Below are 25,003 nucleotides of genomic sequence, written 5' to 3'. Positions count from 1 at the left end.
GTGAACGAACTGCCGCAGCAGCTGGTCAACGGCCTGCTACTAGGATCCATGTACGGGCTGGTCGCCATCGGCTACACGATGGTCTATGGCATCGTCCAGCTCATCAACTTCGCCCACGGTGAGATATTCATGCTGGGCGGCTTCGGCGCCATCACGGTCTACCTGTACGTGCTGCCCGACGGCACGAGCATGTGGGTGGCGCTCCCGCTGATGCTCGTCGGAGGCATCATCGTCGCCGTACTCGCCGCCGTGGGAGCGGAACGCCTGGCCTACCGGCCCCTGCGTACCGCACCCCGCCTCGCCCCCCTCATCACCGCCATCGGCCTCTCCCTGGCCCTCCAGCAGGCGGTGTGGGCCTGGTACCCGGACGCCAAGGAGTCCATCAACTTCCCGCACATCGAGGGCGGCCCCTTCGAGATCGGGAACGTCACCATCCAGACCGGTGACATCTTCCTCCTCGTCGCCGCCCCGATCAGCATGGCGATCCTCGCCTACTTCGTCATGAAGACCCGCACCGGCCGCGGCATGCAGGCCACCGCGCAGGACCCCGACACCGCCAAGCTCATGGGCATCAACACCGACCGCATCATCGTGGTCGCCTTCGCCCTCGGCGCCGCGTTCGCCGCCGTCGGAGCCGTCGCCTACGGCCTCAAGTACGGCCAGGTCCAGTTCCGCATGGGCTTCATCCTCGGCCTCAAGGCCTTCACCGCGGCCGTCCTCGGCGGCATCGGCAACATCTACGGCGCCATGCTCGGCGGTGTCGTCCTCGGCCTCGCCGAAGCCCTCTCCACCGCCTACATCGCCGACATCCCCGGCATGGAGCAGTTCGGCAGCCAGTCCTGGGCCAACGTCTGGGCGTTCGTACTCCTCATCCTCGTCCTCCTGTTCAGGCCCCAGGGCCTGCTCGGAGAGCGCGTGGCGGACAGGGCGTGACACCGATGACCACACACACCACCGCGACTCCCGCACCCGCCGCCAAGCACGACACCACCCCCCGTGGCCTCGTCGCCCTCCCCGAGAACACAGCCCGCGCCCTCGCCACCGGCGGCGGCGTCCTCGCCGTGGTCTCCACCTTCCTCGCCTGGACGTGGACCTCCGCCTTCCCCGGCGACCTCACCGTCTACGGCTACCCCGGCGGCCTCCAGGTCCTCGTCCTCATCGGCGGCGCCCTCACGGCCCTCTTCGGCCTCGCCTCCTACGGCATCAAGGGCCTCGGCTGGCTCGTCCCCGCCGGCGCCGACAGCTCCATCAAGCTCGCCGCACTCGGCACCTTCACCACCGCCTGGTACACGATCCTCGCGATCAGCATCCAGCTCGGCGGCCTCGTCAACCTCGAACCCGGCGCCTACGTCGCGGCCGTCGCCACCCTCGCCGCCCTCCTCGGCGCACTCGCCCTGCCGTTCGAACGACCGGCACCCGAGACCGCCGACCCCGAGGACACCGCCTGGGAAGAGTTCCTGCTCGGCGCACGCAACGCCCGCGCCGTCATGAAGGCCTGCTTCGCCACCGGCACCGCCACCCCGGCCCGCAAGATCCCCGCCTACGTCGAGATCCTGATCATCGTCGCGGCCATGGCGGTGGGCCTGCTCGTCTTCACCTACGGCATCGGCACCGAGTACGACGAACTCTTCGTCGGCTTCCTGATCACCGCCGGCTTCGCCATCGGCGCCCTCTCCAAGGCCGGCCTCGTCGCCCGGGTCTCCGCCGTCACCGCCAAGCACCGCACGGTCACCATGATCGGCGCGTTCACCGCGGCCGCCGCGTTCCCCTTCACCCAGTCCGACGACCAGTACGCGACCATCGGCGTCTACATCCTGATCTTCGCCACCGTCGCCCTCGGCCTCAACATCGTCGTCGGCCTCGCCGGCCTCCTCGACCTCGGATACGTCGCCTTCCTCGGCGTCGGCGCCTACACCGCGGCCATGGTCTCCGGCTCCCCCTCCTCCCCCTTCGACATCCACCTGCCCTTCTGGGCCAGCGCCATCCTCGGCGCCGTCGTCGCCATGATCTTCGGCGTCATCATCGGCGCCCCGACCCTGCGGCTGCGCGGCGACTACCTCGCCATCGTCACCCTCGGCTTCGGTGAGATCTTCCGCCTCGCCGTCCTCAACATGGACGGCACCTCGGGCCCCGACATCACCAACGGCTCCAACGGCATCTCCTCGATCCCGAACCTCAACATCCTCGGCTTCGACTTCGGCCAGGAGCACACCATCGCCGGGTTCACCATCGCCCGGTTCGCCAACTACTTCTTCCTCATGCTGCTCATCACGCTCGTCGTCGTGGTGGTCTTCCGACGCAGCAGCGACTCCCGCATCGGCCGCGCCTGGATCGCCATCCGCGAGGACGAGACCGCGGCACTCGCCATGGGCATCAACGGCTTCCGGGTCAAGCTCATCGCCTTCGCCCTCGGCGCCGCACTCGCCGGCCTCGCCGGCACCGTCCAGGCACACGTCACCTACACCGTGACCCCCGAGCAGTACCAGTTCGCCCACGTCGTCCCGCCCAACTCGGCGTTCCTCCTCGCGGCCGTCGTCCTCGGCGGCATGGGCACCATCAGCGGCCCCCTCGTCGGCGCCGCACTGCTCTACCTCATCCCGGCCAAGCTCCAGTTCCTCGGCGACTACCAGCTCTTCGCCTTCGGACTCGCACTCGTCCTGCTCATGCGGTTCCGCCCGGAAGGCCTCATCCCCAACCGGCGCCGCCAGCTCGAATTCCACGAAGAGGCCGAAGCACCCACAGTCCTCAGCAAGGCAGGGGCCTGACCCATGACCACCGACACCACCACCAAGGACGTCGCACCCGGCGCCAACGCCCCCGGGGAGACGGTCCTCGACGCACGCGGCGTGACCATGCGCTTCGGCGGCCTCACCGCCGTACGCAACGTCAACCTCACCGTCAACAGCGGCGAGATCGTCGGACTCATCGGCCCCAACGGCGCCGGCAAGACGACCTTCTTCAACTGCCTCACCGGCCTCTACATCCCCACCGAGGGAGAGGTCCGCTACAAAGGGCAGATCCTGCCGCCCAAGTCCTTCAAGGTCACCGCGGCCGGCATCGCCCGCACCTTCCAGAACATCCGTCTCTTCGCCAACATGACGGTCCTGGAGAACGTCCTCGTCGGACGCCACACCCGCACCAAGGAAGGCCTCTGGTCCGCCCTCCTGCGCGGCCCCGGCTTCCACAAGGCCGAAGCCGCCTCCCGCGAACGCGCCATGGAACTGCTCGCGTTCGTCGGACTCGACGCCAAGGCCGAACACCTCGCCCGCAACCTCCCCTACGGCGAACAGCGCAAGCTGGAGATCGCACGCGCGCTGGCGAGCGAGCCCGGCCTGCTCCTCCTCGACGAGCCCACCGCCGGCATGAACCCCCAGGAGACGCGAACCACCGAGGAACTGGTCTTCGCCATCCGCGACAAGGGCATCGCCGTCCTCGTCATCGAGCACGACATGCGGTTCATCTTCAACCTCTGCGACCGCGTCGCCGTCCTCGTCCAGGGCGAAAAACTCGTCGAGGGCGACAGCGCCACCGTGCAGGGCGACGAGCGCGTCGTCGCCGCCTACCTCGGCGAACCCTTCGAGGACGCACCCGGCCAGGAAGAGATCGCCGAGGTCGAAGCCGCCGAAGCACACGCCGAGGCCACGACCGACGACGCGCCCGGCAAGGAGAACGACCGATGACCGCACTGCTCGAAGTAGAGGACCTCCGGGTCGCCTACGGCAAGATCGAAGCCGTCAAGGGCATCTCCTTCAAGGTCGACGCCGGCGAGGTCGTCACCCTCATCGGCACCAACGGCGCCGGCAAGACCACCACCCTGCGCACCCTCTCGGGCCTCCTCAAGCCCGTCGGCGGCCAGGTCAAGTTCAACGGCAAGTCGCTCAAGAAGATCCCCGCGCACGACATCGTCTCGCTCGGACTCGCCCACTCCCCCGAGGGGCGGCACATCTTCCCGCGCATGACCATCGAGGACAACCTCCGCCTCGGCGCCTTCCTGCGCAACGACAAGCCCGGCATCGAGAAGGACATCCAGCGCGCCTACGACCTCTTCCCCATCCTGGGAGAGCGTCGCAAGCAGGCCGCCGGAACCCTCTCGGGTGGTGAACAGCAGATGCTGGCGATGGGCCGGGCCCTGATGTCCCAGCCGAAACTGCTCATGCTGGACGAGCCCTCCATGGGCCTCTCCCCCATCATGATGCAGAAGATCATGGCCACGATCGCCGAACTGAAGTCCCAGGGCACCACCATCCTGCTCGTCGAACAGAACGCCCAGGCGGCGCTCTCCCTCGCCGACCAGGGCCACGTCATGGAGATCGGCAAGATCGTCCTCTCGGGCTCCGGCTCCGACCTCCTGCACGACGAGTCGGTCCGCAAGGCCTACCTCGGCGAGGACTAGGACTGGCCTCCGGCCCAAAGACGACGAGGCCCGCACCCCCTTTCAGGTGGGGGGTGCGGGCCTCGTCGTGTTCGTCGTGTGTGTCCCGGAGCGGCGGGGTCAGCCCTTGGCCGCCTTCTTCTCGTCGGCGTCCTGGATGACCGCCTCCGCCACCTGCTGCATCGACATCCGACGGTCCATCGACGTCTTCTGGATCCACCGGAACGCGGCCGGCTCCGTCAAGCCGTACTCCGTCTGCAGAATCGACTTCGCCCGGTCCACCAGCTTCCGCGTCTCCAGCCGGAGCGTGAGGTCGGCGACCTCCTTCTCCAACTCCTTCAGCTCCGTGAACCGCGACACCGCCATCTCGATGGCCGGCACCACGTCACTCTTGCTGAACGGCTTCACCAGATACGCCATCGCACCCGCGTCCCGGGCCCGCTCGACGAGGTCCCGCTGCGAGAACGCGGTCAGCATCAGCACGGGCGCGATGCGCTCCTCGGCGATCTTCTCGGCCGCGGAGATCCCGTCCATCTTCGGCATCTTCACATCCAGGATCACCAGATCCGGCTGGTGCTCCCGGGCCAGCTCGATGGCCTGCTCCCCGTCACCGGCCTCGCCCACGACGGAGTAGCCCTCCTCTTCGAGCATCTCCTTGAGATCGAGACGGATCAACGCCTCGTCCTCGGCGATGACGACACGGGTCGTCAGCGGAGGCACGTGCGACTTGTCATCGTCGTCGGCGACGGGCTGGGGCGACTCGGGGGCGGTCACGGGGGCTCCTCGTTCGGGGCGGGGTACTGCTGACAAGAGGGTACCTAGCTGCGGTAAGGTGGGGACACGGCGGGTGACCGCCAACCTTTGTTTCAAAGGGGCCCCGGTAGCCCAGCGGTAGAGGCAATGGTCTCAAACACCATCCAGCGTCGGTTCGAATCCGACCCGGGGTACTTTTCCTTCGGTTCCAAGGTCACGACACGCAAGCGGATGTCCACGTTCCCGTGAACATCCGCTTTTTGCTGTGACGGCGACGATCAGTTGCACAGAGTGGCTACATGTACGACATCAGTACGCGCAAGCGAGCACTCGCGCTGGTCGCCCAAGGGCGCAGCCTCAACTCGGTGAGCCGGGAGACCGGCGTTTCACGAGCAGCGATCCGTTCCTGGCAGCAACGCCTCGAACCGTTGCCTCGCATGGCACCGGCGGACCCCGGCCCGCCCGCAGAAGAGCGGGCGTACTCCTATCTGTTGGGCCTCTACCTCGGCGACGGCTGCATCAGTGCGCACCCGCGCAGCGGCTACTACTTGCGCATCGCGTGCGCCGACGCTTGGCCCGGCCTCATGGAGAAGTGCCGCGAGGCAATCACGAGCGTGCGCCCAGGTATCGGTGTGTACCTGCTCCAGAAGGAGGGCTACACGATGGTCACCAGCTACTCCCGGTACTGGCCGAACCTGTTTCCCCAACACGGCCCCGGCAAGAAGCACGAGCGGCGGATCGCCCTCGAACCCTGGCAGCGGACCATCGTCGACGCTCACCCGTGGGAGTTCGTCCGCGGGCTCATCCACTCCGACGGATGCCGCATCACCAACTGGACGACCCGCATGGTCGCGGGCGAACGCAAGCGCTACGAATACCCCCGGTACTTCTTCACCAACGTGTCCGCCGACATCCGCCTGCTCTTCACAGACACCCTCAGCAAGCTCGGCGTCGAGTGGACGGAGTGCGCACGCAAGGGAACCCCGTTCAACATCTCCATCGCCCGCAAAGCCTCCGTCGCCCTCATGGACGCCCACGTAGGCCCCAAGTACTGACGCCCTACCGCGGGCCGTCGGCCTCTCCGATGTGGTGGACGTGGACCATGTTCGTCGAGCCCGCCACCCCCGGCGGTGAGCCCGCCGTGATGACCACCACGTCGCCCTTCTCGCAGCGGCCGTACTGCGACAGCAGCTCGTCCACCTGGGCGACCATCGCGTCCGTCGAGTCGACGCGCGGGCCCAGGAACGTCTCCACGCCCCACGTCACGCTCAGCTGTGAGCGCGTCGCCGGGTCCGGGGTGAAGGCCAGGAGCGGGATCGGAGAGCGGTAGCGGGAGAGGCGGCGGGCCGTGTCGCCGGACTGGGTGAAGGCGACCAGGAACTTCGCGTCGAGGAAGTCGCCGATCTCCGCTGCCGCGCGGGCCATCGCGCCGCCCTGCGTGCGGGGTTTGTTGTGTTCGGTGAGGGGCGGGAGGCCCTTGGCGAGCATCTCCTCCTCCGCCGCCGCCACGATCCGCCCCATCGTGCGGACCGTCTCCACCGCGTACTTGCCGACGCTCGTCTCGCCGGACAGCATCACCGCGTCGCTCCCGTCGAGCACCGCGTTGGCGACGTCGCTGGCCTCGGCGCGGGTCGGCCGGGAGTTGTGGATCATCGAGTCGAGCATCTGGGTGGCGACGATGACGGGCTTGGCGTTGCGCTTGGCGAGGGTGATGGCCCGTTTCTGGACCATCGGGACCTGTTCGAGGGGCATTTCCACGCCCAGGTCGCCCCGCGCGACCATGATCCCGTCGAAGGCCGCGACGATCTCCTCGATGGAGTCGACCGCCTGCGGTTTCTCGATCTTGGCGATGACGGGGAGCCGGCGGCCCTCCTCGTCCATGATCCGGTGGACGTGCTCGATGTCCCGGCCGGAGCGGACGAAGGACAGGGCGATGATGTCGAAGCCGGTGCGCAGGGCCCAGCGGAGGTCCTGTTCGTCCTTCCGGGAGAGGGCGGGGACCGAGACGGCGACGCCGGGCAGGTTCAGACCCTTGTGGTCGGAGACCATGCCGCCTTCGAGGACCCGGGTGTGGATGCGGGGGCCGTCGACCGCCGTGACCTCCAGGGTGACCTTGCCGTCGTCGACGAGGATCAGTTCGCCGGGGGTGACGTCGGTTGCCAGGCCCTGGTACGTCGTGCCGCAGCCCTCGCTGTCGCCCGCCGCGCCCTCCTCGACGCTGATGGTGAAGGTGTCGTCGCGTTCGAGGAGTACGGGGCCTTCGGTGAAGCGGCCGAGGCGGATCTTCGGGCCTTGAAGGTCGGCGAGGGTGCCGACGCTGCGGCCGGTCTCGTCGGTGGCCTTGCGGACGCACTGGTACCGCTGATCGTGTTCGGCGTGGCCGCCGTGGCTGAGGTTGAAGCGGGCGATGTCCATGCCGGCCTCGACCAGGGCCTTGATCTGGTCGTACGAGTCGGTGGCGGGCCCGAGGGTGCAGACGATCTTTGCTCGGCGCATGGTTCGAGCCTATGGCTTACCCGCCGGTAGCGACTTGGCGGAGCGTGACCACTCAACGGCCTTCGGGTGAAGGGTAATTGACAAGGTGTCATCAGATGATGAAGTGGGGTGAAGGGGCCCCGGCCCCTTCACCCTCCCCGTGCGACGAGGTGCGTCACAGGCGTGGTGGCCGCATCGTGAAGCGGGCGTTGACCTGTGCGTAGACGCGCTGGCGTTGGGGTTCGAGGTCGAGGGGCGGGGCGTCGGTGTCGTCGGCGCCCTTGGCTCGGGCGGAGCGCATGAGGCCGCCGGGGGCCCCGGGGCGGACGGGCTGGGGGGCTTCGGCGCCGATGTCGGCGAGTTCGACCAGGGCGGCGAGGGTGGTGCCGAGGGCTTCGGCGTACTCCCGGGCGCGTTGCACCGCCTCCTTCACCGCTTTCTGCCGGGCCTGTTTGTGGGCGGGCGAGTCGGGGCGGAGGGACCACCAGGGGCCGTCGACTCGGGTGAGGTCCAGGTCGGCGAGGCGGGTGGTGAGTTCGCCGAGTGCGGTGAAGTCGGTGAGGTCGGCGGTGATGTGGACGCGGCCGTGGTAGGCCTGGATCCGTTCGCCTCTGCCTTTCTCCTTCAGTTCGGGGGTGATGGAGAAGGCGCCGGTCTCCAGTCGTTCCACTGCTTCGCCGTAGGTCTTGACCAGGTCGAGGACGGTGGCGTTGCGGCGGGTGAGGTCGTCGAGGGCGGCGCGCCGGTCCTTGCCCCGGGCGAAGACGGTGACTCCGATGCGGGCTATCTCGGGGTCGACTTCGAGGCGGGTTTCGCCGCGTACGGCGATGCGGGGCGCGTCGGGGGTGCCGTAGGGGACGGCGGCGGGCTGGGCTTCCTCTGGACTGGTGGTCATACGCCCCACTCTGTCACCGATGGCCTGGCGGCGGGCCCGGCTGGTCATCAGATCGCAACCTGGGGGGTCTGTTGCGGCGGGGGCGGGTCGGGTCAGAATCTACGCGCGTTGTGGCGTCCACTGTCGACCCTGTCTACGCGCGTTGCGATCGTCCGTTCCTCCGAGGAGTGCCCCGAGATGCCCCTGAACCGCCGGAAGTTCCTGAAGAAGTCGGCCGTGACCGGTGCGGGTGTGGCCGTCGCCGGTACGGCGCTCGCTCCTAGTGCGCAGGCGGCCGAGGTGAAGGCCGACGGGAAGAGGGCTCCGAAGCGGTACAGCTTCACCGTGATGGGGACGACGGACCTGCACGGGAACGTCTTCAACTGGGACTACTTCACGGACAAGGAGTTCGACGACAAGGCGCACAACGACGTCGGTCTGGCGAAGATCTCCACGCTGGTCAACCGGATCCGCGAGGAGAAGGGGCGCCGGAACACGCTGCTCATCGACGCCGGTGACACCATTCAGGGCACGCAGCTGTCGTACTACTACGCGAAGGTCGACCCGATCACCGCGAAGGGTGGTCCGGTGCACCCGATGGCGCAGGCGATGAACGCGATCGACTACGACGCGGCGGCGCTGGGCAACCACGAGTTCAACTACGGCATCCCGGTGCTGCGGAAGTTCCAGGAGCAGTGTCGTTTCCCGTTGCTCGGGGCGAACGCGCTGGACGCGAAGACGCTGCGTCCGGCCTTCCCGCCGTACAGCATGCACCGGCTGCGTACGCCGCACGGGCGGGATGTGAAGGTGGCGGTCCTCGGGCTGACCAACCCGGGTATCGCGATCTGGGACAAGGCGAACGTGCAGGGGAAGATGACGTTCCCGGGGCTGGAGGAGCAGGCGGCGAAGTGGGTGCCGAAGCTGCGGTCGATGGGGGCGGATGTCGTCATCGTGTCGGCGCACAGCGGTTCGTCGGGGACGTCGTCGTACGGTGATCAGCTGCCGTACATCGAGAACGCCGCCGGGCTCGTCGCCGAGCAGGTGCCCGGGATCGACGCGATTCTCGTCGGGCACGCGCACACGGAGATCCCGGAGTACTTCGTCACGAACAAGGAGACGGGCAAGCGGGTCGTGCTGTCGGAGCCGCTGAAGTGGGGGCAGCGGCTGACGCTGTTCGACTTCGAGCTGGTGTGGAGCAAGGGCTGCTGGAAGGTCGAGAAGGTCGCGGCGCAGGTGCTCAACTCCAACACGGTGGAGGAGGACCCGGCGATCGTGAAGATGCTCGGTGACGAGCACGAGAAGGTCGTGGCGTACGTCAATCAGGTCATCGGTACGAATGCCGCCGAGATGACGTCGGTGGAGGCGCCGTACAAGGATGTGGCGATCATCGATCTGATCAACCACATCCAGGCCGACACGGTGAAGCAGGCGCTCGCGGCGACCGAGTACGGGTCGCTGCCGGTGCTGTCGCAGGCGGCCGCGTTCTCGCGGAGCGCGGTGATTCCGGCGGGGAACGTCACCATCCGGGATGTCGCCGGTCTGTACGTCTTCGAGAACACGCTGGAGGCGCGTCTGATGACGGGTGCGCAGATGAAGGCGTATCTGGAGTTCTCGGCGAACTACTTCGTGCAGACGGCGGCGGACGCGGCGGTCGATCCGGCGAAGCTGACGAACGCGAACGGGACGCCGGACTACAACTACGACGCGGTGAGCGGGCTGTCGTACGAGATCGACATCGCGAAGCCCGCGGGGTCGCGCATCACGAACGTGCGGTTCGAGGGTGCTCCGCTCGCGGACGAGCAGAAGTTCGTGTTCGCGGTGAACAACTACCGGGCCAACGGCGGTGGCAACTTCCCGCATGTGGCCGCGGCGCAGCTGCTGTGGTCGAACTCGGACGAGATCCGTAACACGATGATCGCGTGGGTGAAGGCGAAGGGTGCGATCGACCCGGCGGAGTTCGCTTCGGTGGACTGGAAGCTGACGCGGAACGGTTCGCCGGTCTTCTAAAGGTCCAGGGGTTCTAGAGGTCCAGGAGGGACAGGTCGACGGCGTCGGCGATGGCTTTCGCGCCGGCGTCGTTGAGGTGGAGGCCGTCGCCGCTGTTGTAGGCGTCGCGGATGCGGGTGGGGTGGTCCGGGTCCGCGACGGCTGCGGCGATGTCGACGACGGCGTCGAAGGGGTGGCTGTCGCCGAGGAGCCAGGTGTTGACCTCGGCGCGTACGGTCTGGCCCTCTTCGCTGTCGTAGCCGGGGTAGACGGTGCCGGCGTAGGGGCCGAGGGTGGTGCCGATGACGGTGAGGCCCGCGCTGTGGAGGCGGTCGGCGAGGGCGGTGAGCCCGGTGATCAGGTCGGCGGCGGTGGGGAGTTTGGCGGGTTCGGGGAAGGCGATGGCGCCGGGCAGGCCGAGGTCGTTGAGTCCGGTGTGGATGATGACGTGGCTGACGCCGGGCACGTCGAGGACGTCGTGCTGCACCCTGGAGAGCAGGTGGGCGCCTATCTCGTCGGTGAGGAGCCGGTTGCCGGAGATGCCGGTGGTGACGATCCAGCCGTGGGTGAGGCGGCGGTCGAGCTGGGCGGGGAAGCTGTGGCCGGTGCCGGGGGTGGTGGCCATGCCCTCGATCCAGGAGTCGCCGAAGGCGACGGCGATGCGGGGGGTGTCGGGGGCGAGGACGTCGATGCCGGTGACGAAGTGCCCGGTGATGAGTTCGTCGGACTCGTCGAGGGATTCGGCGGTGAGCTGGTCGCCGGGGACGGCGTGGCCGACGTCGTGGGGGATGGCGCTGTGGGTGGTGAGGCCGGTGTCGCCGGGGAGGTAGAGACTGAGGGCGAGTTCCTGGCCGGCTGTGACGGGGGTTTCCACGGGGTCGCTGACGATCTCCTCGCCGGGTGGGACGGTGACGGCCTCGGCGCCGCCGAAGAGGAGGGTGACGTCGGTGGTGGGGTCGATGGTGCTGTCCTCGACGCGGTGGGCGAGGTGGGCGCCGCCGATCTCCAGGGGGGTGCGGCCGTAGCGGTTGCTGAGGTGGACGCGCAGGGCCTCGCCGCCGCCGGTGGGGCGCAGGGTCTGGCGTACGGTCTGGTCGGTGAAGCCTCGGACCTCGAAGAGTTTGAAGGCTTCGTGCGGGTCGATGACGGCGGAGCGGTGGGCGGCGATCCAGGTCTTGCCTGCGCGGGTGCTGGCCATGAGCGAAAGGTAGGCAGTTTCTCTGCAGCCGTCACCACTCCTGCCCTACTTCTTTACTCTTCGATTACCTTACGTCGACGAGGGGCGTGAGGGTGACGGTGGAGTCGGGCCTGCGCGCGGGCGGGATCTGCGGCCGGGGTTCGAGGCCGAAGGTGGTGAAGGCGGTGCGGCCGGGCAGGGGATAGGGCTCCTTGCCGGTGAGGGTGTTGAGGATGGTGGCGCTGCGCCAGGCGGCGAGGCCCAGGTCGGGGGCGCCGACGCCGTGGGTGTGCAGTTCGGCGTTCTGGACGTAGACGTGGCAGCCGGAGGCGGTGACGGACGGGTCGAGGATCATCCGGAACCTCTCGTCGACGCGGGGCCGCTCGCGGCTGTCGCGCCGCATGTACGGGTCGAGGCCGGCGAGGACACGGTCCAGGGGGCGTTCCTGATAGCCGGTGGCGAGGACGACGGCGTCGGTGGTGAGGCGGGAGCGGGTGCCCTGCTCGCTGTGTTCGAGGTGGAGTTCGACCCTGGTGGTGGCGAGCCGGCCCGCGGTGCGGACGTGCACACCGGGGGTGAGGACGGCGTCGGGCCAGCCGCCGTCGAGGGTGCGGCGGTACAGCTCGTCGTGGATGGCGGCGATGGTGTCGGCGCCGATGCCCTTGTGGAGCTGCCACTGGGCGGCGACGAGCCGGTCCCGGGTGGGTTCGGCGAGGGCGTGGAAGTAGCGGGTGTAGTCGGGGGTGAAGTGTTCCAGGCCCAGCTTGGAGTACTCCATGGGTGCGAACGCCTCGGTCCGGCCCAGCCAGTGCAGCCCTTCACGGCCGGCGGGTCGGTGCCGGAGCAGATCGAGGAAGACCTCCGCGCCGGACTGTCCGGCGCCGATGACGGTGACGTGTCCGGCGGTGAGCAGGCGGTCGCGCTCGCCGAGGTAGTCCGCGGCGTGGATGACGGGCACGCCGGGCGCCTCGACGAGCGGCTTGAGGGGTTCGGGGACGTACGGTTCGGTGCCGACGCCGAGCACGATGTTCCGGGCGTGGGTGCGGCCGAGCGCCTCGACCTCTCCGTCGCCGTCGAGTCTGCTGAAGTCGACCTCGAACAGGTCCCGTTCGGGGTTCCAGCGCACCGAGTCGACCTGGTGGCCGAAGCGCAGTCCGGGGAGGTTCTCGGCGACCCAGCGGCAGTAGGCGTCGTACTCGGCGCGCTGGATGTGGAACCGCTCGGCGAAGTAGAAGGGGAAGAGCCGGTCGCGGGTCCTGAGGTAGTTCAGGAACGACCAGGGGCTCACCGGGTCGGCCAGGGTCACCAGGTCGGCCAGGAACGGCACTTGGACCGTGGCACCGTCGATGAGCAGCCCCGGGTGCCAGTCGAAGCCGGGGCGCCGCTCGTAGAAGACGGCGTCGAGTTCGGCGAGCGGGTGGGCGAGGGCGGCGAGGGAGAGGTTGGCCGGTCCGATGCCGACGCCGACGAGGTCGCGGGGGGCTTCGGGGTCGGGCCGGTCGTGCGCGGGGGTCGTGCTCATGTGGGGGTGTGTCCTTCGGCGAGTGCTGCGAGGTCGACGAGCTTCAGCAGGGCGGTGAGGTCGGCCGGCCGGGTGTGGGGGTTGAGCAGGGTGGTCTTGAGCCACAGCCGGTCGTCGAGTAAGGCGCGGCCCAGGACGGCCCGGCCGTCGTGGAGGAGCCGGCGGCGGATGCCGGCGACGGTGGTGTCGGAGGCTCCGGCGGGCCGGAAGAGGACCGTGCTGAGGGTGGGCCGGTCGTAGAGCTCGAAGGCGGGGTGCGCCTCGACGGTGGCGGCGAACTCCTGGGCGAGGGCGCAGACCTGGTCGACGAGTCGGCCGAGTCCGGTGCGTCCCAGGGTCTTGAGGGTGACGGCGGTCTTCAGGATGTCGGGCCGCCGGGTGGTGCGCAGGGACCGGCCGAGGAGGTCGGGCAGGCCGGCCTCGGTGTCGTCGTCGGCGTTCAGGTAGTCGGCGCGGTGGTCCAGTGCGGCGAGGTCTGCCGTGTCCCGTACGGCGAGGAGTCCGGCGGCGACCGGCTGCCAGCCCAGTTTGTGCAGGTCCAGGGTGATGGTGTGGGCGCGGGCGAGGCCGTCGAGGCGGGCGCGGTGCCGGTCGCTGAAGAGGAGGCCGCCGCCGTATGCCGCGTCGAGGTGGAGGCGGGCTCCGTGGGCCTGGCACAGGTCGGCGATGGCGGGCAGGGGGTCGATGAGTCCGGCGTCGGTGGTGCCGGCGGTGGCGGCGACGAGGAGGGGGCCGGGGAGGTGGGTGAGGGCGTCGTCCAGGGCGGCGGGGTCGAGGGTGCCGGCCGGGGTCGGGATGACGACGGGCTCGGGCAGTCCGAGCAGCCAGGCGGCGCGGACCAGGGAGTGGTGGGCGTTGGCTCCGCAGACGAGTCGTACGCCGGGGTGGGTCTCCCGGGCCAGGAGCAGGGCGAGTTGGTTGGATTCGGTGCCCCCGGTGGTGACCAGCGCGTCGGCGGCGCCGGCCTCCGCGGCCAGTGCCCGCGTCACCAGTGCTTCGAGGGCGGAGGCGGCCGGGGCCTGGTCCCAGGAGTCGAGGGAAGGGTTCAGGACGGAGACGGCGAGGTCCGCGGCGGCGGCGACGGCCAGCGGCGGGGTGTGCAGATGGGCCGCGCACAGGGGGTCGGCCGGGTCGGCGGTGCCTGCGGCGAGGGCTCGGACCAGGCGGTGAAGGGCGTCCGGCTCACCGTCGACGGGCAGCGGCTCACCGAGCGCGTCCCGCACCATGGCCGCGACCGCCTCGGGGCCGCCGGAGGGGAGAGGGCCGCCCCGCGTCTCGGCCCCTTCCCGCAACGCGTCGAGCACGGTGTCGAGCAACGGCCGGAGCGCGCCGGGACCTTGGGGTCCCGAGGCGAGGGGCGCAGCGGTCATGGATTCCTCCGAGCACGGGGAATCCCATCTTGTACGCCAATCGGGTGCCGAGCCCGAAAAGGCCGTTGATTACAGCCGAAAGAGGGTATGAGAGGACGCCCTCAACGCCAGCGCGCCCTGGAGGGGCGCGGGGAACCGCGCGACCGGCCACACACAGCCGCGAGCCCGCAGCCCACCCGAGCCCCCACGGCGAGACCGGGGCTACGCCTCCCGCACCCGCAGCGCACGCGCCAGGTCGTCCAGCTGATCCACCAACTTCCGCCGCAGCGCCGGAATGACCTCGCCGTCCTGGAGGCACCGCTCCCCCAGCCCCAGCGTCTCGGGGTCCACCGCGTACACCGGGAAGGCCCACCGGCCCGCGGCTTCCGCGATGGCCGGTCCGCGCCGGGCGGCCAGCGCGACCGCGTCGGCCCAGTAGCGCTCGACGTACTCCGTGAGGAGTTCCGCCTGTTCCGGCTGCCAGAAGCCCTGGGCGGTGGCGGTGAACAGGTAGTTGGAGAGGTCGTCGGCGGTGAACATCGCCTCCCAGGCGGCCCGCTTGGCCTCCGGTTCGGGCAGTGCGGCCCGGCAGCGGGCCGCGCCCTCCCGGCCGCTGGCGCTGGGGTCCCGCTCCAGTTCCGCGTCGATCGTGGCGGCGTCGACGGCGCCGAGGACCGCGAGCCGGCCGAGGACGCGCCAGCGCAGTTCGGGGTCGAGTTCGGGCCCGCCGGGCACCGTGCCGTCGGCGAGCCAGGCGGCGATGGTCTCGGGGTGGGCGGCGACGTCGATGAAGTGGCGTACGGCGGTGAGGCGCAGGCCGGGGTTGTCGCCGTCCTCGGTGCGGCGGATGAGGTCGCGGCACAGGGAGCCGAGGGTGGCGAGGCCTGCGGCGCGCTGCTCGGGGGCGAGGAAGCGGTCGGCGACCTGGGTGCCGGCGAAGGCGAGGACGCCTTGGACGATGGCGAGGTCGCTCTCGCGGGGGAGGTGGGTGCGGGCCGCCTCCAGGTAGGCGGTGGGCGGGAGTTCGGCGTCGCGTACGGCGTCGCGCAGGGCGTTCCAGACGACGGCGCGGGTGAGCGGGTCGGGCAGGCCGCAGAGGTGGCCGGTGACGGCGGTGAAGGAGTCGGGGTCGAAGCGGACCTTGGCGTAGGTGAGGTCGCCGTCGTTGAGGAGGAGGAGTGCGGGGCGCTTGCCGATGGGCTGGGGGGTGGTCTGGGGGAGGTCGAGTTCGACGCGGTCGCGGAGGGTGAGGTGGCCCTGGTCGTCGCCGTGGTCCCGGTCGTAGAGGCCGACGGCGATGCGGTGGGGGCGGCTGCCGGTGTGGTCGACGGTGAGGGTGTAGGTGCCGTCGGCGGCGCGGGTGATCCCGGGGGTGAGGGTGTCGACGCCGGTGGTGCGGAGCCAGGCGTCGGCCCAGGCGTGGACGTCGCGTTCGGTGGCGCCGGCGAGGTTGTCGATGAAGTCGGCGAGGGTGGCGTTGCCGAAGCGGTGGCGGGTGAAGTGGGCGTTGATGCCGGCGAGGAAGTCCTTCTCGCCGAGCCAGGCGACGAGTTGCCGCAGGGCGGAGGCGCCCTTGGCGTAGGAGATGCCGTCGAAGTTGAGGAGGGCGGCGGCGGTGTCGTCGACGTTCTCGGGGGCGACGGGGTGGGTGGAGGGGCGCTGGTCGGCGTCGTAGCCCCAGGCCTTGCGGGCGACGCCGAAGTCGACCCAGGTGTCGGTGAAGCGGCTGGCCTCGGTGAGGGTCTGGTAGCCCATGTACTCGGCGAAGGACTCGTTGAGCCAGATGTCGTCCCACCACTTGAGGGTGACGAGGTCGCCGAACCACATGTGGGCCATCTCGTGGGCGATGACCATGGCGCGGGTCTGGCGTTCGGTGTCGGTGACGGCGGAGCGGTAGACGAACTCGTCGCGGAAGGTGACGAGGCCGGGGTTCTCCATGGCGCCGGCGTTGAACTCGGGGACGAACGCCTGGTCGTAGGAGTCGAAGGGGTACGGCTCCTCGAACTTCTCGTGGTAGCGGTCGAAGAGGGCGCGGGTGACGTCGAGGATCTCGTCGGCGTCGGTGTCGAGGTGGGGGGCGAGGGAGCGGCGGCAGTGGATGCCGAAGGGCAGGCCGCGGTGTTCGGTGCGCACGGAGTGCCAGGGGCCGGCGGCGACGGCGACGAGGTAGGTGGAGATCAGCGGGGTGGTGGCGGCCCGCCAGGTGCCGTCGTCCTGGCGCTCGGTGATGCCGTTGGCGAGGACGGTCCAGCCTTCGGGGGCGGTGACGGTGAGGTCGAAGGCGGCCTTGAGGTCGGGTTGGTCGAAGGCGGCGAAGACGCGCTGCACGTCGTCCATGAAGAGCTGGGTGTAGAGGTAGGTCTCGCCGTCGGTGGGGTCGGTGAAGCGGTGCATGCCCTCGCCGGTGCGGGAGTAGCGCATGGCGGCGTCGACGCGCAGTTCGTGCTCGCCCGGGGTGAGGCCCTTGAGGGGGAGGCGGTTGCCGTCGAGGGTGGCCGGGTCGAGGGGTTCGCCGTCGAGGGTGACGGAGCGCAGGTCGGCGGGCTTGAGCTCGACGAAGGTGTCCGCGGCCTTCTTCTTCCCCCGCACGGTGAAGTGGATGACGGTACGGGAGTCGAAGGTCTCGTCGCCGCGCGTGAGGTCGAGTGCGATCTCGTAGCGGTGGACGTCGAGGAGCCGAGCACGGGCATGCGCTTCGTCGCGCGTCAGTACGGACATGAGGGACATGCTGCCTGATGCCCTTGACGCAGGACAGGGGCGGGCCTGGTACGCGACCTTTGTCCGGTCGTACGCGCCGTGCGCCCGGCCGTATGCGGCCTATGCCCGGTCCTTGGCGCCGTCGGCCTGCGCGGGGAGGCGCCCCTTGCCGCGGTGGCCGTCGTCGTGGTGGCGCTTGATCTCGTCGTGGTCCTTGAGGCGTGCGCGCAGGTCGCGCACCTCGCGTTCCAGGGCCTGGGAGCGTTCGTGGGCGTCGTAGAGGTAGCGGACCTTGGTGCGCAGGGCCCAGGGGTCGATGGGTTTCATGACGAGGTCGGCGACGCCGAGGCGGTAGGCGGTGGCGGTGAGTTCGGCGTCGGGGCCGAAGCCGGTGAGGAGGATGACGGGGATGTGCTGGGTCTGTTCGACGCCTCGCATGTAGCGGACGACGTCGAGGCCGCTGACGCCGGGCATGCGGACGTCGAGGAGGAGCAGGCCGACCTGGCCGCGGAGGACTTCCTTGAGTGCCGCGTCGCCGCTGGTGGCGCGCGTCAGCAGGTAGCCCAGGGGGGCCAGGGCGCTCTCCAGGGCGTACAGCGTGTCCTCATGGTCGTCGACGATGAGGATCTTGGCTTCCGACGGCATGGCTACTCACGGTGTGTGGTCGATTCCTGACAAGGAGTGCCCACGCAGGATGCCCGCTGGAGGACTCGATGTCACTCCCCCACGTCCGGCGCGGTACCGGTGGGGCCGGTCGTGCCGGTCGTGTTCGTCGTGCCGCTCGTGTTCGTCGTGCCGTTCAGGGCGTCGTCCGCGATGCGTTCGTGGTGCCGGATGACCTCGGCGATGATGAAGTTCAGCAGCTTCTCCGCGAACGCCGGGTCGAGCTTGGCACTTTCGGCCAGTCCGCGCAGGCGGTTGATCTGCTGGGCCTCGCGGCCCGGGTCGGCGGCGGGCAGGTGGTGCGCGGCCTTGAGGTGGCCGACCCGCTGGGTGCACTTGAAGCGTTCGGCGAGCATGTGGACGACGGCGGCGTCGATGTTGTCGATGCTGTCGCGCAGCCGGGTGAGTTCGGCCCGTACGTCCGCGTCGACCTCGCCGGCCCGCGCGGCGGCGGTGTTCGACTCGTTGGTGTCGCTGGTGGTCATGGTCGTCACCCTACGACGCGGCGGTGGGCCGTCCTCGGGGGGCTGCTTTCGGTGAACACGCGTACGCACCGGCTTAGAGTGGAACGTATCGAGGCGTCTTTCGGGGGTGCGGACGTGGCGAACGGCGGACCTGTCGAGCACGGCTACCCGCATCTGGACACCGTGCGGGCGTCGATCACCGCGCTGTACAAGCGGCTCTCGTCCGACACGATCCAGACCTTCGCCACCAGCGTGGCCCCCGTGGACGTGGCGTTCTGCGACACCGACGATCTGCATCTGGGGGCGCAGCGGGTGGCGCGGGAGCTGGTGCGGCACTTTCGGCTGCCGGACGCCCGGATGATCGTCGGGTTCCGGGAGATGACGCACGCGGCGCATGTCGAGCTGGCGGCGGGGCCGGAGTACTTCGTCGAGCTCAACGACCGCTTCCGGACGCATCGTCGGGACATCGGGGCGGCGCTCGCGCACGAGGTCATGCACGTCTATCTGCACCGGCTCGGGCTGTCCTTTCCCGGTGTCCGTGAGAACGAGATCCTGACGGACACGGCGGCGACGTATCTGGGGGCGGGGTGGCTGCTGCTGGACGCGTACCGGGAGGACGCCGCGTCGTCGCAGAAGCTGGGGTATCTGACGCCGGAGGAGTTCGGGTACGTGCTGGCCAAGCGGGCGCAGTTGTTCGGCGAGGATCCGTCGGTGTGGTTCACCAGTGCGCAGGCGTATGCGGCGTACACGGCGGGCCGGGTACGGGCGCGCGGTGACGAGCGGCAGCCGCCGCTGGTTGCGGCGGGGTGGGCGGGGCGGCGGCGGTACGCGCGGGATCGTCGCCATGCGTGGGACGACCCGCGGGCGGCTTCGCCGGGGGTGGGGGTGGCCGGGGTGGGCGTGCCGTATGTGTTCACGCCGGAGGAGCGGGGGGAGTTGCGGGTGTCGTTTCCCTGTCCGACGTGTCAGCAGCGGATTCGGGTGCCGGTGCGGGGGCGGGTGCGGGCTCGGTGTGGGTTGTGTCGGACGGTTCTGGAGTGCGACACGTAGCGTGTGGAGCGCCGGAGAGCTCGAACGGTGCGGTGGTTCCGCGACTGCGGATCCGTCGTGGCTGTTCACGCGGTTACCCGCGCCCCTGAGGGCTGCCGCCCCGGTCGTCAGGCGCCGTACACCGGCCCCGGATCCCGCGCCTCCGCCAAGAGCTTTCGTACGGTCTCTCCCGCCTCCCGCGGGGTGCGGCGGGCCCCCTTGTCCTCGGTGGGGCCCGGGTGCCAGCCCTCCATGACGGTGATGCGGCCCGCTTCCGTCTCGAAGACGCGGCCGGTGACGCCGTCGCTCGCGGGGGAACCCAGCCAGACCACCAGGGGGGAGACGTTCTCGGGGGCCATGGTGTCGAAGCCGGTGCCGGGGGCGGTCATGGTCTCGGCGAAGACCGTCTCGGTCATTCTGGTGCGGGCCGCGGGGGCGATGGCGTTGACCTGCACTCCGTAGCGGGCGAGTTCCGCGGCGGCGACGAGGGTGAGGCCGACGATGCCGGCCTTGGCGGCGCTGTAGTTGCCCTGGCCGAGTGAGCCCAGCAGGCCCGCGCCGCTGCTGGTGTTGATGATGCGCGCGGTCGGGGTCCGGCCGGCCTTGGTCTCGGCGCGCCAGTGGGCGGCCGCGTGTTTCAGGGGGAGGAAGTGGCCCTTGAGGTGGACGCGGAGGACGGCGTCCCAGTCGTCCTCGTCGAGGTTGACGAGCATGCGGTCGCGCAGGAAGCCGGCGTTGTTGACGAGGGTGTCGAGTCGGCCGTAGGTGTCCAGGGCGGTGTGGACGAGGGAGGAGGCGCCGTCGGGCGTGGCGATGTCCCCGCCGTGCGCGACCGCGTCCCCTCCCCCGGCCCGGATCTCCTCGACTACCTGCGCGGCGGGGCTGTCGGGGTCCGGTGTGCCGTCGGGTCCCACCCCGAGGTCGTTGACGACCACGCGCGCGCCCTCGGCGGCGTACGCGAGCGCGTGCGCGCGCCCGAGGCCGCGGCCCGCGCCGGTCACGACGACCACGCGCCCTTCGCAGAGCCGCCCTTCGCGATACGGGAGTGTGCCGCTCAACGTGGTTCTCCTTCGTCGGTGTGGGTGTTCGCCGCGTCCAGGAAGGCGGGGCGTTCGCCGCCGCCGTGGACGAGGAGGGAGGCGCCGGTGATGTAGGCGGCCGCGTCGGAGGCGAGGAAGACCGCCGCGGCGCCTATGTCGGAGGGGGCGGCGAGGCGGCCCAGCGGGACGGTGCGGGCGACGGCGGCGATGCCGTGTTCGTCGCCGTAGTGGAGGTGGGAGAGCTCGGTGCGGACCATGCCGAGGACGAGGGTGTTGACGCGTATCTCCGGGGCCCACTCCACGGCCATGGAGCGCGCGAGGTGTTCCAGGCCCGCCTTGGCGGCGCCGTAGGCCGCCGAGCCAGGTGAGGGGCGGCTGCCGCTGACGCTGCCGATCATCACGATCGCGCCGCCCGCCCGCCGGAGGTGCTCGTGGGCGGCGAGGGAGACGGTCAGTGGAGCGGTGAGGTTGAGTTCGACGACGCGGGCGTGGCGGCGGGCGTCGGCCGCGGTGAGCGGGCGGTGGGGCGTGCCGCCGGCGTTGTTCACGAGGACGTCCACGCGGGGCAGTTCGGCGAAGAAGCGCTGCACGGCGTCGGGGTCCCGTACGTCCAGCGGTATGAACTCGGCTCCCTTGAGCGGCACTTCGGGTGGTCTGCGGGCGCAGGTCACGACCTCGGCGCCGGCTTCGGCGAAGGCCTGGGCGATGCCGGCGCCGACGCCGCGTGTGCCGCCGGTGACGACGGCGACCTTCCCGTTGAGCCGCATCCGCTGCTACCTTCCGCAGGAGAGAGGCACCAAACAAACGTTAGGTGGAAGGTAGCTGATGCTCCGATGACTGTCTCCACCTCGTCCCCGGAAAAGGGGATTTCCGTCGTCAGCGTCGACTTCCCGCCGGTGAACGCACTGCCGGTGCGCGGGTGGTTCGAGCTGGCCGAGGCCGTGCGCGGGGCGGGGCGCGATCCCGAGGTGCGGTGTGTCGTGCTGGGTGCGGAGGGGCGCGGGTTCAACGCCGGGGTGGACATCAAGGAGATCCAGGCGGCGGGGCACACCGCGTTGATCGGCGCCAACCACGGCTGCGCGGAGGCCTTCGCCGCCGTGTACGAGTGCGAGGTGCCGGTGGTCGCCGCCGTCCAGGGGTTCTGTCTGGGCGGCGGGATCGGACTGGTGGGGAACGCGGACGCGATCGTGGCGAGCGAGGACGCGACCTTCGGGCTGCCGGAGCTGGACCGGGGCGCGCTGGGCGCGGCGACGCATCTGGCCCGGCTGGTGCCCCCGCATCTGATGCGCGCCCTGTACTACACCTCGCGGACGGCGACCGCCGCCGAGCTACGGGCCCACGGCTCGGTGTGGCGGGTCGTACCGCGTGCCGAACTGAACTCCGCCGCACTGGAGTTGGCGCGGGAGATCGCCGCCAAGGACGGCCGGCTGCTGCGGTTGGCCAAGGCCGCCATCAACGGCATCGACCCCGTCGACGTCCGCCGCAGCTACCGCTTCGAGCAGGGTTTCACCTTCGAGGCGAACCTCAGCGGGCTGGCCGACGAGGTCCGCGACAGATTCGGGACGGCGGGGAGAGCCGGGACCGCGGGGAAGGCCGGGACGGCCGGCGCGGCCAAGGAACGTCCGCCCACCCAGGGCGCGGCCGGGGCACGTCCGCTGTCCGGGAGAAGGTGCGCCGCCGAGACAAGGGGCGCCGCCGAGGAAAGGGGCGCGGCCGAGGAAAGGGGCGCGGCCGAGGAAAGCGACGCGGTGAGGAGCGGGGACGCGGTGGAGGGCAGGGACGCGGTGGAGGGCAGGGACGCGGTGGAGGGCAGGGACGCGGTGGAGGGCAGGGACGCGGTGGAGGGGGACCTCGGTGAGTGACAAGACCATGACCGCCGACGAGGCCGTCTCGCGGCTGGCGAGCGGGATGACGCTCGGCATCGGCGGCTGGGGCTCGCGCCGCAAGCCGATGGCTCTGGTGCGGGCGCTGCTCCGGTCGGGGATCACCGATCTCACGGTCGTGTCGTACGGCGGCCCGGACGTGGGCATGCTCGCCGCCGCCGGACGCATCCGGAGATTGGTCGCCCCCTTCGCCACCCTGGACTCCATCCCCCTCGAACCCCATTTCCGCGCGGCGCGTGAGCGGGGCGCGTTCGAGCTGACGGAGATCGACGAGGCGATGTTCATGTGGGGCCTGCGGGCGGCCACGCACCGGCTGCCCTTCCTGCCGGTGCGGGCGGGCATCGGCTCGGACGTGATGCGGGTCAACCCCGGTCTGCGGACGGTCACCTCGCCGTACGACGACGGGGAGACCTTCGTCGCCATGCCCGCCCTGCGTCTCGACGCCGCGTTCGTGCACGTCAACCGGGCCGATCGGCGGGGCAACGGCCAGTATCTGGGCCCGGACCCCTACTTCGACGACCTGTTCTGCGAGGCGGCCGACACGGCGTACGTCTCCTGCGAACGGATCGTGGACACGGCCGAGCTGACGAAGGAGGCCCCGCCGCAGACGCTGCTGGTCGGCCGCCACGTGGTGACAGGGGTGATCGAGGCCCCGAACGGCGCGCACTTCACCTCGTGCGCCCCCGACTACGGCCGGGACGAAGCCTTCCAGAAGACGTACGCGGCCATGCCCTGGGAGGACTTCGCCGAGCGGTTCCTCTCCGGCGACGAATCCGCCTACCGGTCGGCCGTACGGGCCTGGGAGAAGGAGGGCTCGTGAACGAGGGGCCGATGACCAGCGGAGCGACGCGTGCCGAGTACTGCGTGATCGCCTGCGCCGAGGCCTGGCGCGGGGCCGGGGAGATCCTCGCCAGTCCGATGGGGCTGATCCCGTCGCTGGGCGCGCGCCTCGCCCGGCGGACCTTCGCGCCGGACCTGCTGCTGACCGACGGCGAGGCGCTGCTCGTCGACCTCGACGGCACGGTGGAGGGATGGCTGCCCTACCGCAGGCACCTGGCCCTGGTCACCGGCGGCCGACGGCACGTGATGATGGGCGCGAGCCAGATCGACCGGTACGGCAACCAGAACATCTCCTGCGTCGGCGACTGGGCGAGGCCCCGGCGACAGCTGCTGGGGGTGCGGGGAGCGCCGGTCAACACCCTGAACAATCCGACCAGTTACTGGGTTCCGAAGCACTCCCGGCGGGTCTTCGTCGAGCAGGTCGACATGGTGTGCGGGGTGGGTCACGACCGCGTGGCCGCGCATCCGGCCGCCGCCCGCTTCCACCGCCTGCCGCGTGTCGTGTCCGACCTCGGGGTGTTCGACTTCGCGACGCCCGACCGCGCGATGCGGCTGGCCTCGCTGCATCCCGGGGTCACGGTCGAGCAGGTGGCGGAGGCGACCGATTTCGCGCTCGCCGCCCCGGACGAGGTGCCGTACACCCGGGACCCCACGGCGGAGGAGCTGCGGTTGATCCGTGAGGTGATCGATCCGGCGGGCACCCGCGACCGTGAGGTCCGGGGCTGATGGAGACGGCGCTCACCCGGCTCGTCGGCGTCCGCCATCCGATCGTGCAGACCGGTATGGGCTGGGTGGCCGGTCCCCGGCTGGTCTCCGCCACGGCGAACGCCGGGGCGCTCGGCGTCCTGGCCTCCGCGACGATGACGCCCGCGCGGCTCCGGGACGCCGTACGGGAGGTGCGGTCCCGCACGGACGCGCCGTTCGGGGTGAATCTGCGGGCCGACGCGGGCGACGCGCGGGAGCGGGTGCGGATCATCGTGGAGGAGGGCGTCAGGGTGGCGTCGTTCGCGCTCGCGCCGTCCAGGGAGCTGATCGCCGAGCTCAAGGACGCGGGCGTGGTCGTGATCCCGTCCGTGGGCGCCCGGCGGCACGCCGAGAAGGTGGCGGCGTGGGGCGCGGACGCGGTGGTCGTGCAGGGCGGCGAGGGCGGCGGACACACCGGGGAGGTGTCGACGACCGTGCTGCTGCCGCAGGTCGTGGACGCCGTCGGCATTCCCGTCGTCGCCGCCGGTGGCTTCCACGACGGGCGTGGTCTGGTGGCCGCGCTGGCGTTCGGGGCGGCCGGGGTGGCGATGGGCACCCGGTTCCTGCTCACTTCGGACTCGACGGTTCCGGACGCGGTGAAGGCCCGCTATCTGGCGGCGACCGTCAAGGACGTCACGGTCACGCGGGCCGTGGACGGGCTGCCGCACCGCATGCTGCGCACGGAGTTCGTGAGCGCGTTGGAGGCGTCCGGCCGTGCGCGCGCCCTGGTGCGTGCCGTACGGCACGCGGCGGGCTTCCGGCGGCTCTCGGGGCTCACCTGGCGCGGCATGGTCCGCGACGGCCTCGCGCTGCGGCACGGCAAGGACCTCGCGTGGAGCCAGGTCCTGCTCGCCGCCAACACGCCCATGCTGCTCAGGTCCGCGATGGTGGACGGCCGTACGGACCTGGGGGTGATGGCGGCCGGACAGGTCGCCGGGGTGATCGACGACCTGCCGTCCTGTGCGGAGCTGGTGGAGCGGATCATGCGGGAGGCGGACGAGGTTCGGCAGCGTCTCGGCGGCGCCTGACACGCGACGGCCACCGCCCGGCACCTGCGGCCCGCCGCCGCCACAGCGCGTCCGTGGCCTCTGCCCCGACAGCCGCCACGGACGCGCCGCCCGGCACCCGGCCACCA

General features: G+C 70.5%; 21 protein-coding genes, 1 tRNA gene and 1 pseudogene. 12 read left to right on the top strand and 11 right to left on the bottom strand.

Features of this window, described 5'->3' with window-relative positions:
- The 4 genes from K1J60_RS33705 to K1J60_RS33690 are packed head-to-tail and all read left to right on the top strand — an operon-like array spanning position 1 to position 4,393.
- Positions 1 to 933 carry a branched-chain amino acid ABC transporter permease gene (locus K1J60_RS33705; protein ID WP_033528037.1) on the top strand — a complete coding sequence of 311 codons (933 nt, stop codon included), beginning with the start codon at positions 1 to 3 and terminating at the stop codon, positions 931 to 933.
- Positions 934 to 938: 5 nt separating this feature from the next.
- A complete protein-coding gene (locus K1J60_RS33700; RefSeq protein WP_220649507.1) occupies positions 939 to 2,765 on the top strand; it encodes a branched-chain amino acid ABC transporter permease in 1,827 nt (608 codons plus the stop codon).
- Positions 2,766 to 2,768: 3 nt separating this feature from the next.
- A complete protein-coding gene (locus K1J60_RS33695; protein ID WP_220649506.1) occupies positions 2,769 to 3,680 on the top strand; it encodes an ABC transporter ATP-binding protein in 912 nt (303 codons plus the stop codon).
- Positions 3,677 to 4,393 (top strand): ABC transporter ATP-binding protein, encoded by a 717-nt coding sequence (locus K1J60_RS33690; protein ID WP_033528040.1) that lies wholly within the window; start codon positions 3,677 to 3,679, stop codon positions 4,391 to 4,393. Before K1J60_RS33695 ends, K1J60_RS33690 begins: the two co-directional genes overlap by 4 nt.
- 99 nt (positions 4,394 to 4,492) lie before the next feature.
- Here K1J60_RS33690 and K1J60_RS33685 read toward each other — a convergent pair whose 3' ends face one another.
- Complete coding sequence (locus K1J60_RS33685) at positions 4,493 to 5,146, bottom strand: ANTAR domain-containing response regulator (protein ID WP_220649505.1); 654 nt, start codon at positions 5,144 to 5,146, stop codon at positions 4,493 to 4,495.
- A 100-nt stretch (positions 5,147 to 5,246) separates the two neighbouring features.
- Between K1J60_RS33685 and K1J60_RS33680 the strand changes: the two genes are divergently transcribed.
- Both K1J60_RS33680 and K1J60_RS33675 read left to right on the top strand, forming a co-directional pair.
- Positions 5,247 to 5,319, top strand: a tRNA-Leu gene (locus K1J60_RS33680).
- A gap of 105 nt (positions 5,320 to 5,424) precedes the next feature.
- A complete protein-coding gene (locus K1J60_RS33675) occupies positions 5,425 to 6,180 on the top strand; it encodes a helix-turn-helix domain-containing protein (protein WP_220649504.1) in 756 nt (251 codons plus the stop codon).
- A 4-nt stretch (positions 6,181 to 6,184) separates the two neighbouring features.
- Here K1J60_RS33675 and pyk read toward each other — a convergent pair whose 3' ends face one another.
- Positions 6,185 to 7,621: a pyruvate kinase gene (gene pyk, locus K1J60_RS33670; protein ID WP_220649503.1), complete on the bottom strand. Its 1,437-nt coding sequence runs from the start codon at positions 7,619 to 7,621 to the stop codon at positions 6,185 to 6,187.
- A 154-nt stretch (positions 7,622 to 7,775) separates the two neighbouring features.
- Positions 7,776 to 8,495: an SIMPL domain-containing protein gene (locus K1J60_RS33665; RefSeq protein ID WP_220649502.1), complete on the bottom strand. Its 720-nt coding sequence runs from the start codon at positions 8,493 to 8,495 to the stop codon at positions 7,776 to 7,778.
- 177 nt (positions 8,496 to 8,672) lie between these two features.
- Between K1J60_RS33665 and K1J60_RS33660 the strand changes: the two genes are divergently transcribed.
- Complete coding sequence (locus K1J60_RS33660) at positions 8,673 to 10,481, top strand: 5'-nucleotidase C-terminal domain-containing protein (protein WP_220649501.1); 1,809 nt, start codon at positions 8,673 to 8,675, stop codon at positions 10,479 to 10,481.
- Between the two features lie 13 nt (positions 10,482 to 10,494).
- Here the strand turns inward: K1J60_RS33660 and K1J60_RS33655 are convergent, their stop codons facing one another.
- The 6 genes from K1J60_RS33655 to K1J60_RS33630 all read right to left on the bottom strand — a co-directional run bounded on the left by K1J60_RS33655 (position 10,495) and on the right by K1J60_RS33630 (position 18,353).
- Positions 10,495 to 11,658: a GDSL-type esterase/lipase family protein gene (locus K1J60_RS33655; protein ID WP_220649500.1), complete on the bottom strand. Its 1,164-nt coding sequence runs from the start codon at positions 11,656 to 11,658 to the stop codon at positions 10,495 to 10,497.
- A 64-nt stretch (positions 11,659 to 11,722) separates the two neighbouring features.
- Complete coding sequence (locus K1J60_RS33650) at positions 11,723 to 13,159, bottom strand: lysine N(6)-hydroxylase/L-ornithine N(5)-oxygenase family protein (protein WP_220649499.1); 1,437 nt, start codon at positions 13,157 to 13,159, stop codon at positions 11,723 to 11,725.
- The gene (locus K1J60_RS33645; RefSeq protein ID WP_220649498.1) at positions 13,156 to 14,529 is read right to left on the bottom strand and encodes a pyridoxal phosphate-dependent decarboxylase family protein; all 1,374 of its coding nucleotides are present in this window, start codon (positions 14,527 to 14,529) and stop codon (positions 13,156 to 13,158) included. The genes K1J60_RS33650 and K1J60_RS33645 overlap by 4 nt, the downstream gene beginning before the upstream one ends.
- Positions 14,530 to 14,730: 201 nt before the next feature.
- The gene (gene pepN / locus K1J60_RS33640) at positions 14,731 to 17,235 is read right to left on the bottom strand and encodes an aminopeptidase N (RefSeq protein ID WP_220649497.1); all 2,505 of its coding nucleotides are present in this window, start codon (positions 17,233 to 17,235) and stop codon (positions 14,731 to 14,733) included.
- 90 nt (positions 17,236 to 17,325) lie between these two features.
- Entirely contained in the window at positions 17,326 to 17,850 is a 525-nt protein-coding gene (locus K1J60_RS33635; RefSeq protein WP_220649496.1) for a response regulator, read from the bottom strand.
- Between the two features lie 71 nt (positions 17,851 to 17,921).
- Positions 17,922 to 18,353 carry a chorismate mutase gene (locus K1J60_RS33630; RefSeq protein WP_220649495.1) on the bottom strand — a complete coding sequence of 144 codons (432 nt, stop codon included), beginning with the start codon at positions 18,351 to 18,353 and terminating at the stop codon, positions 17,922 to 17,924.
- Between the two features lie 114 nt (positions 18,354 to 18,467).
- Here K1J60_RS33630 and K1J60_RS33625 point away from each other — a divergent pair, with 114 nt between their 5' ends.
- Positions 18,468 to 19,382, top strand: coding sequence for a hypothetical protein (locus tag K1J60_RS33625; protein WP_220651824.1), 915 nt, complete (start codon positions 18,468 to 18,470; stop codon positions 19,380 to 19,382).
- Positions 19,383 to 19,489: 107 nt separating this feature from the next.
- On the opposite strand, the gene K1J60_RS33620 is transcribed toward K1J60_RS33625, so the two are convergent.
- Both K1J60_RS33620 and K1J60_RS33615 read right to left on the bottom strand, forming a co-directional pair.
- Positions 19,490 to 20,419, bottom strand: coding sequence for an SDR family oxidoreductase (locus K1J60_RS33620; protein WP_220649494.1), 930 nt, complete (start codon positions 20,417 to 20,419; stop codon positions 19,490 to 19,492).
- Positions 20,416 to 21,168 carry an SDR family oxidoreductase gene (locus K1J60_RS33615; protein ID WP_220649493.1) on the bottom strand — a complete coding sequence of 251 codons (753 nt, stop codon included), beginning with the start codon at positions 21,166 to 21,168 and terminating at the stop codon, positions 20,416 to 20,418. The genes K1J60_RS33620 and K1J60_RS33615 overlap by 4 nt, the downstream gene beginning before the upstream one ends.
- 66 nt (positions 21,169 to 21,234) lie before the next feature.
- Here K1J60_RS33615 and K1J60_RS33610 point away from each other — a divergent pair.
- From K1J60_RS33610 to K1J60_RS33595, 4 genes and pseudogenes are all read left to right on the top strand, one after another.
- Positions 21,235 to 21,972, top strand: a pseudogene (locus K1J60_RS33610) (enoyl-CoA hydratase family protein); the annotation flags it as partial.
- Between the two features lie 283 nt (positions 21,973 to 22,255).
- On the top strand, positions 22,256 to 23,104 hold the full coding sequence (locus K1J60_RS33605; protein ID WP_220649492.1) for a CoA transferase subunit A: 849 nt from the start codon (positions 22,256 to 22,258) through the stop codon (positions 23,102 to 23,104).
- Between the two features lie 11 nt (positions 23,105 to 23,115).
- Positions 23,116 to 23,850: a CoA-transferase subunit beta gene (locus tag K1J60_RS33600; RefSeq protein WP_220651823.1), complete on the top strand. Its 735-nt coding sequence runs from the start codon at positions 23,116 to 23,118 to the stop codon at positions 23,848 to 23,850.
- A complete protein-coding gene (locus K1J60_RS33595; protein WP_220649491.1) occupies positions 23,850 to 24,896 on the top strand; it encodes an NAD(P)H-dependent flavin oxidoreductase in 1,047 nt (348 codons plus the stop codon). Before K1J60_RS33600 ends, K1J60_RS33595 begins: the two co-directional genes overlap by 1 nt.
- The last annotated feature ends 107 nt before the right edge of the window (positions 24,897 to 25,003 follow it).

Origin of the sequence: Streptomyces akebiae, assembly GCF_019599145.1 — a bacterium.
Lineage (GTDB): Bacteria > Actinomycetota > Actinomycetes > Streptomycetales > Streptomycetaceae > Streptomyces > Streptomyces akebiae.
The sequence above is the reverse complement of the archived record's forward strand: the minus strand, read 5'-3'. Positions and strand labels throughout refer to the sequence as shown.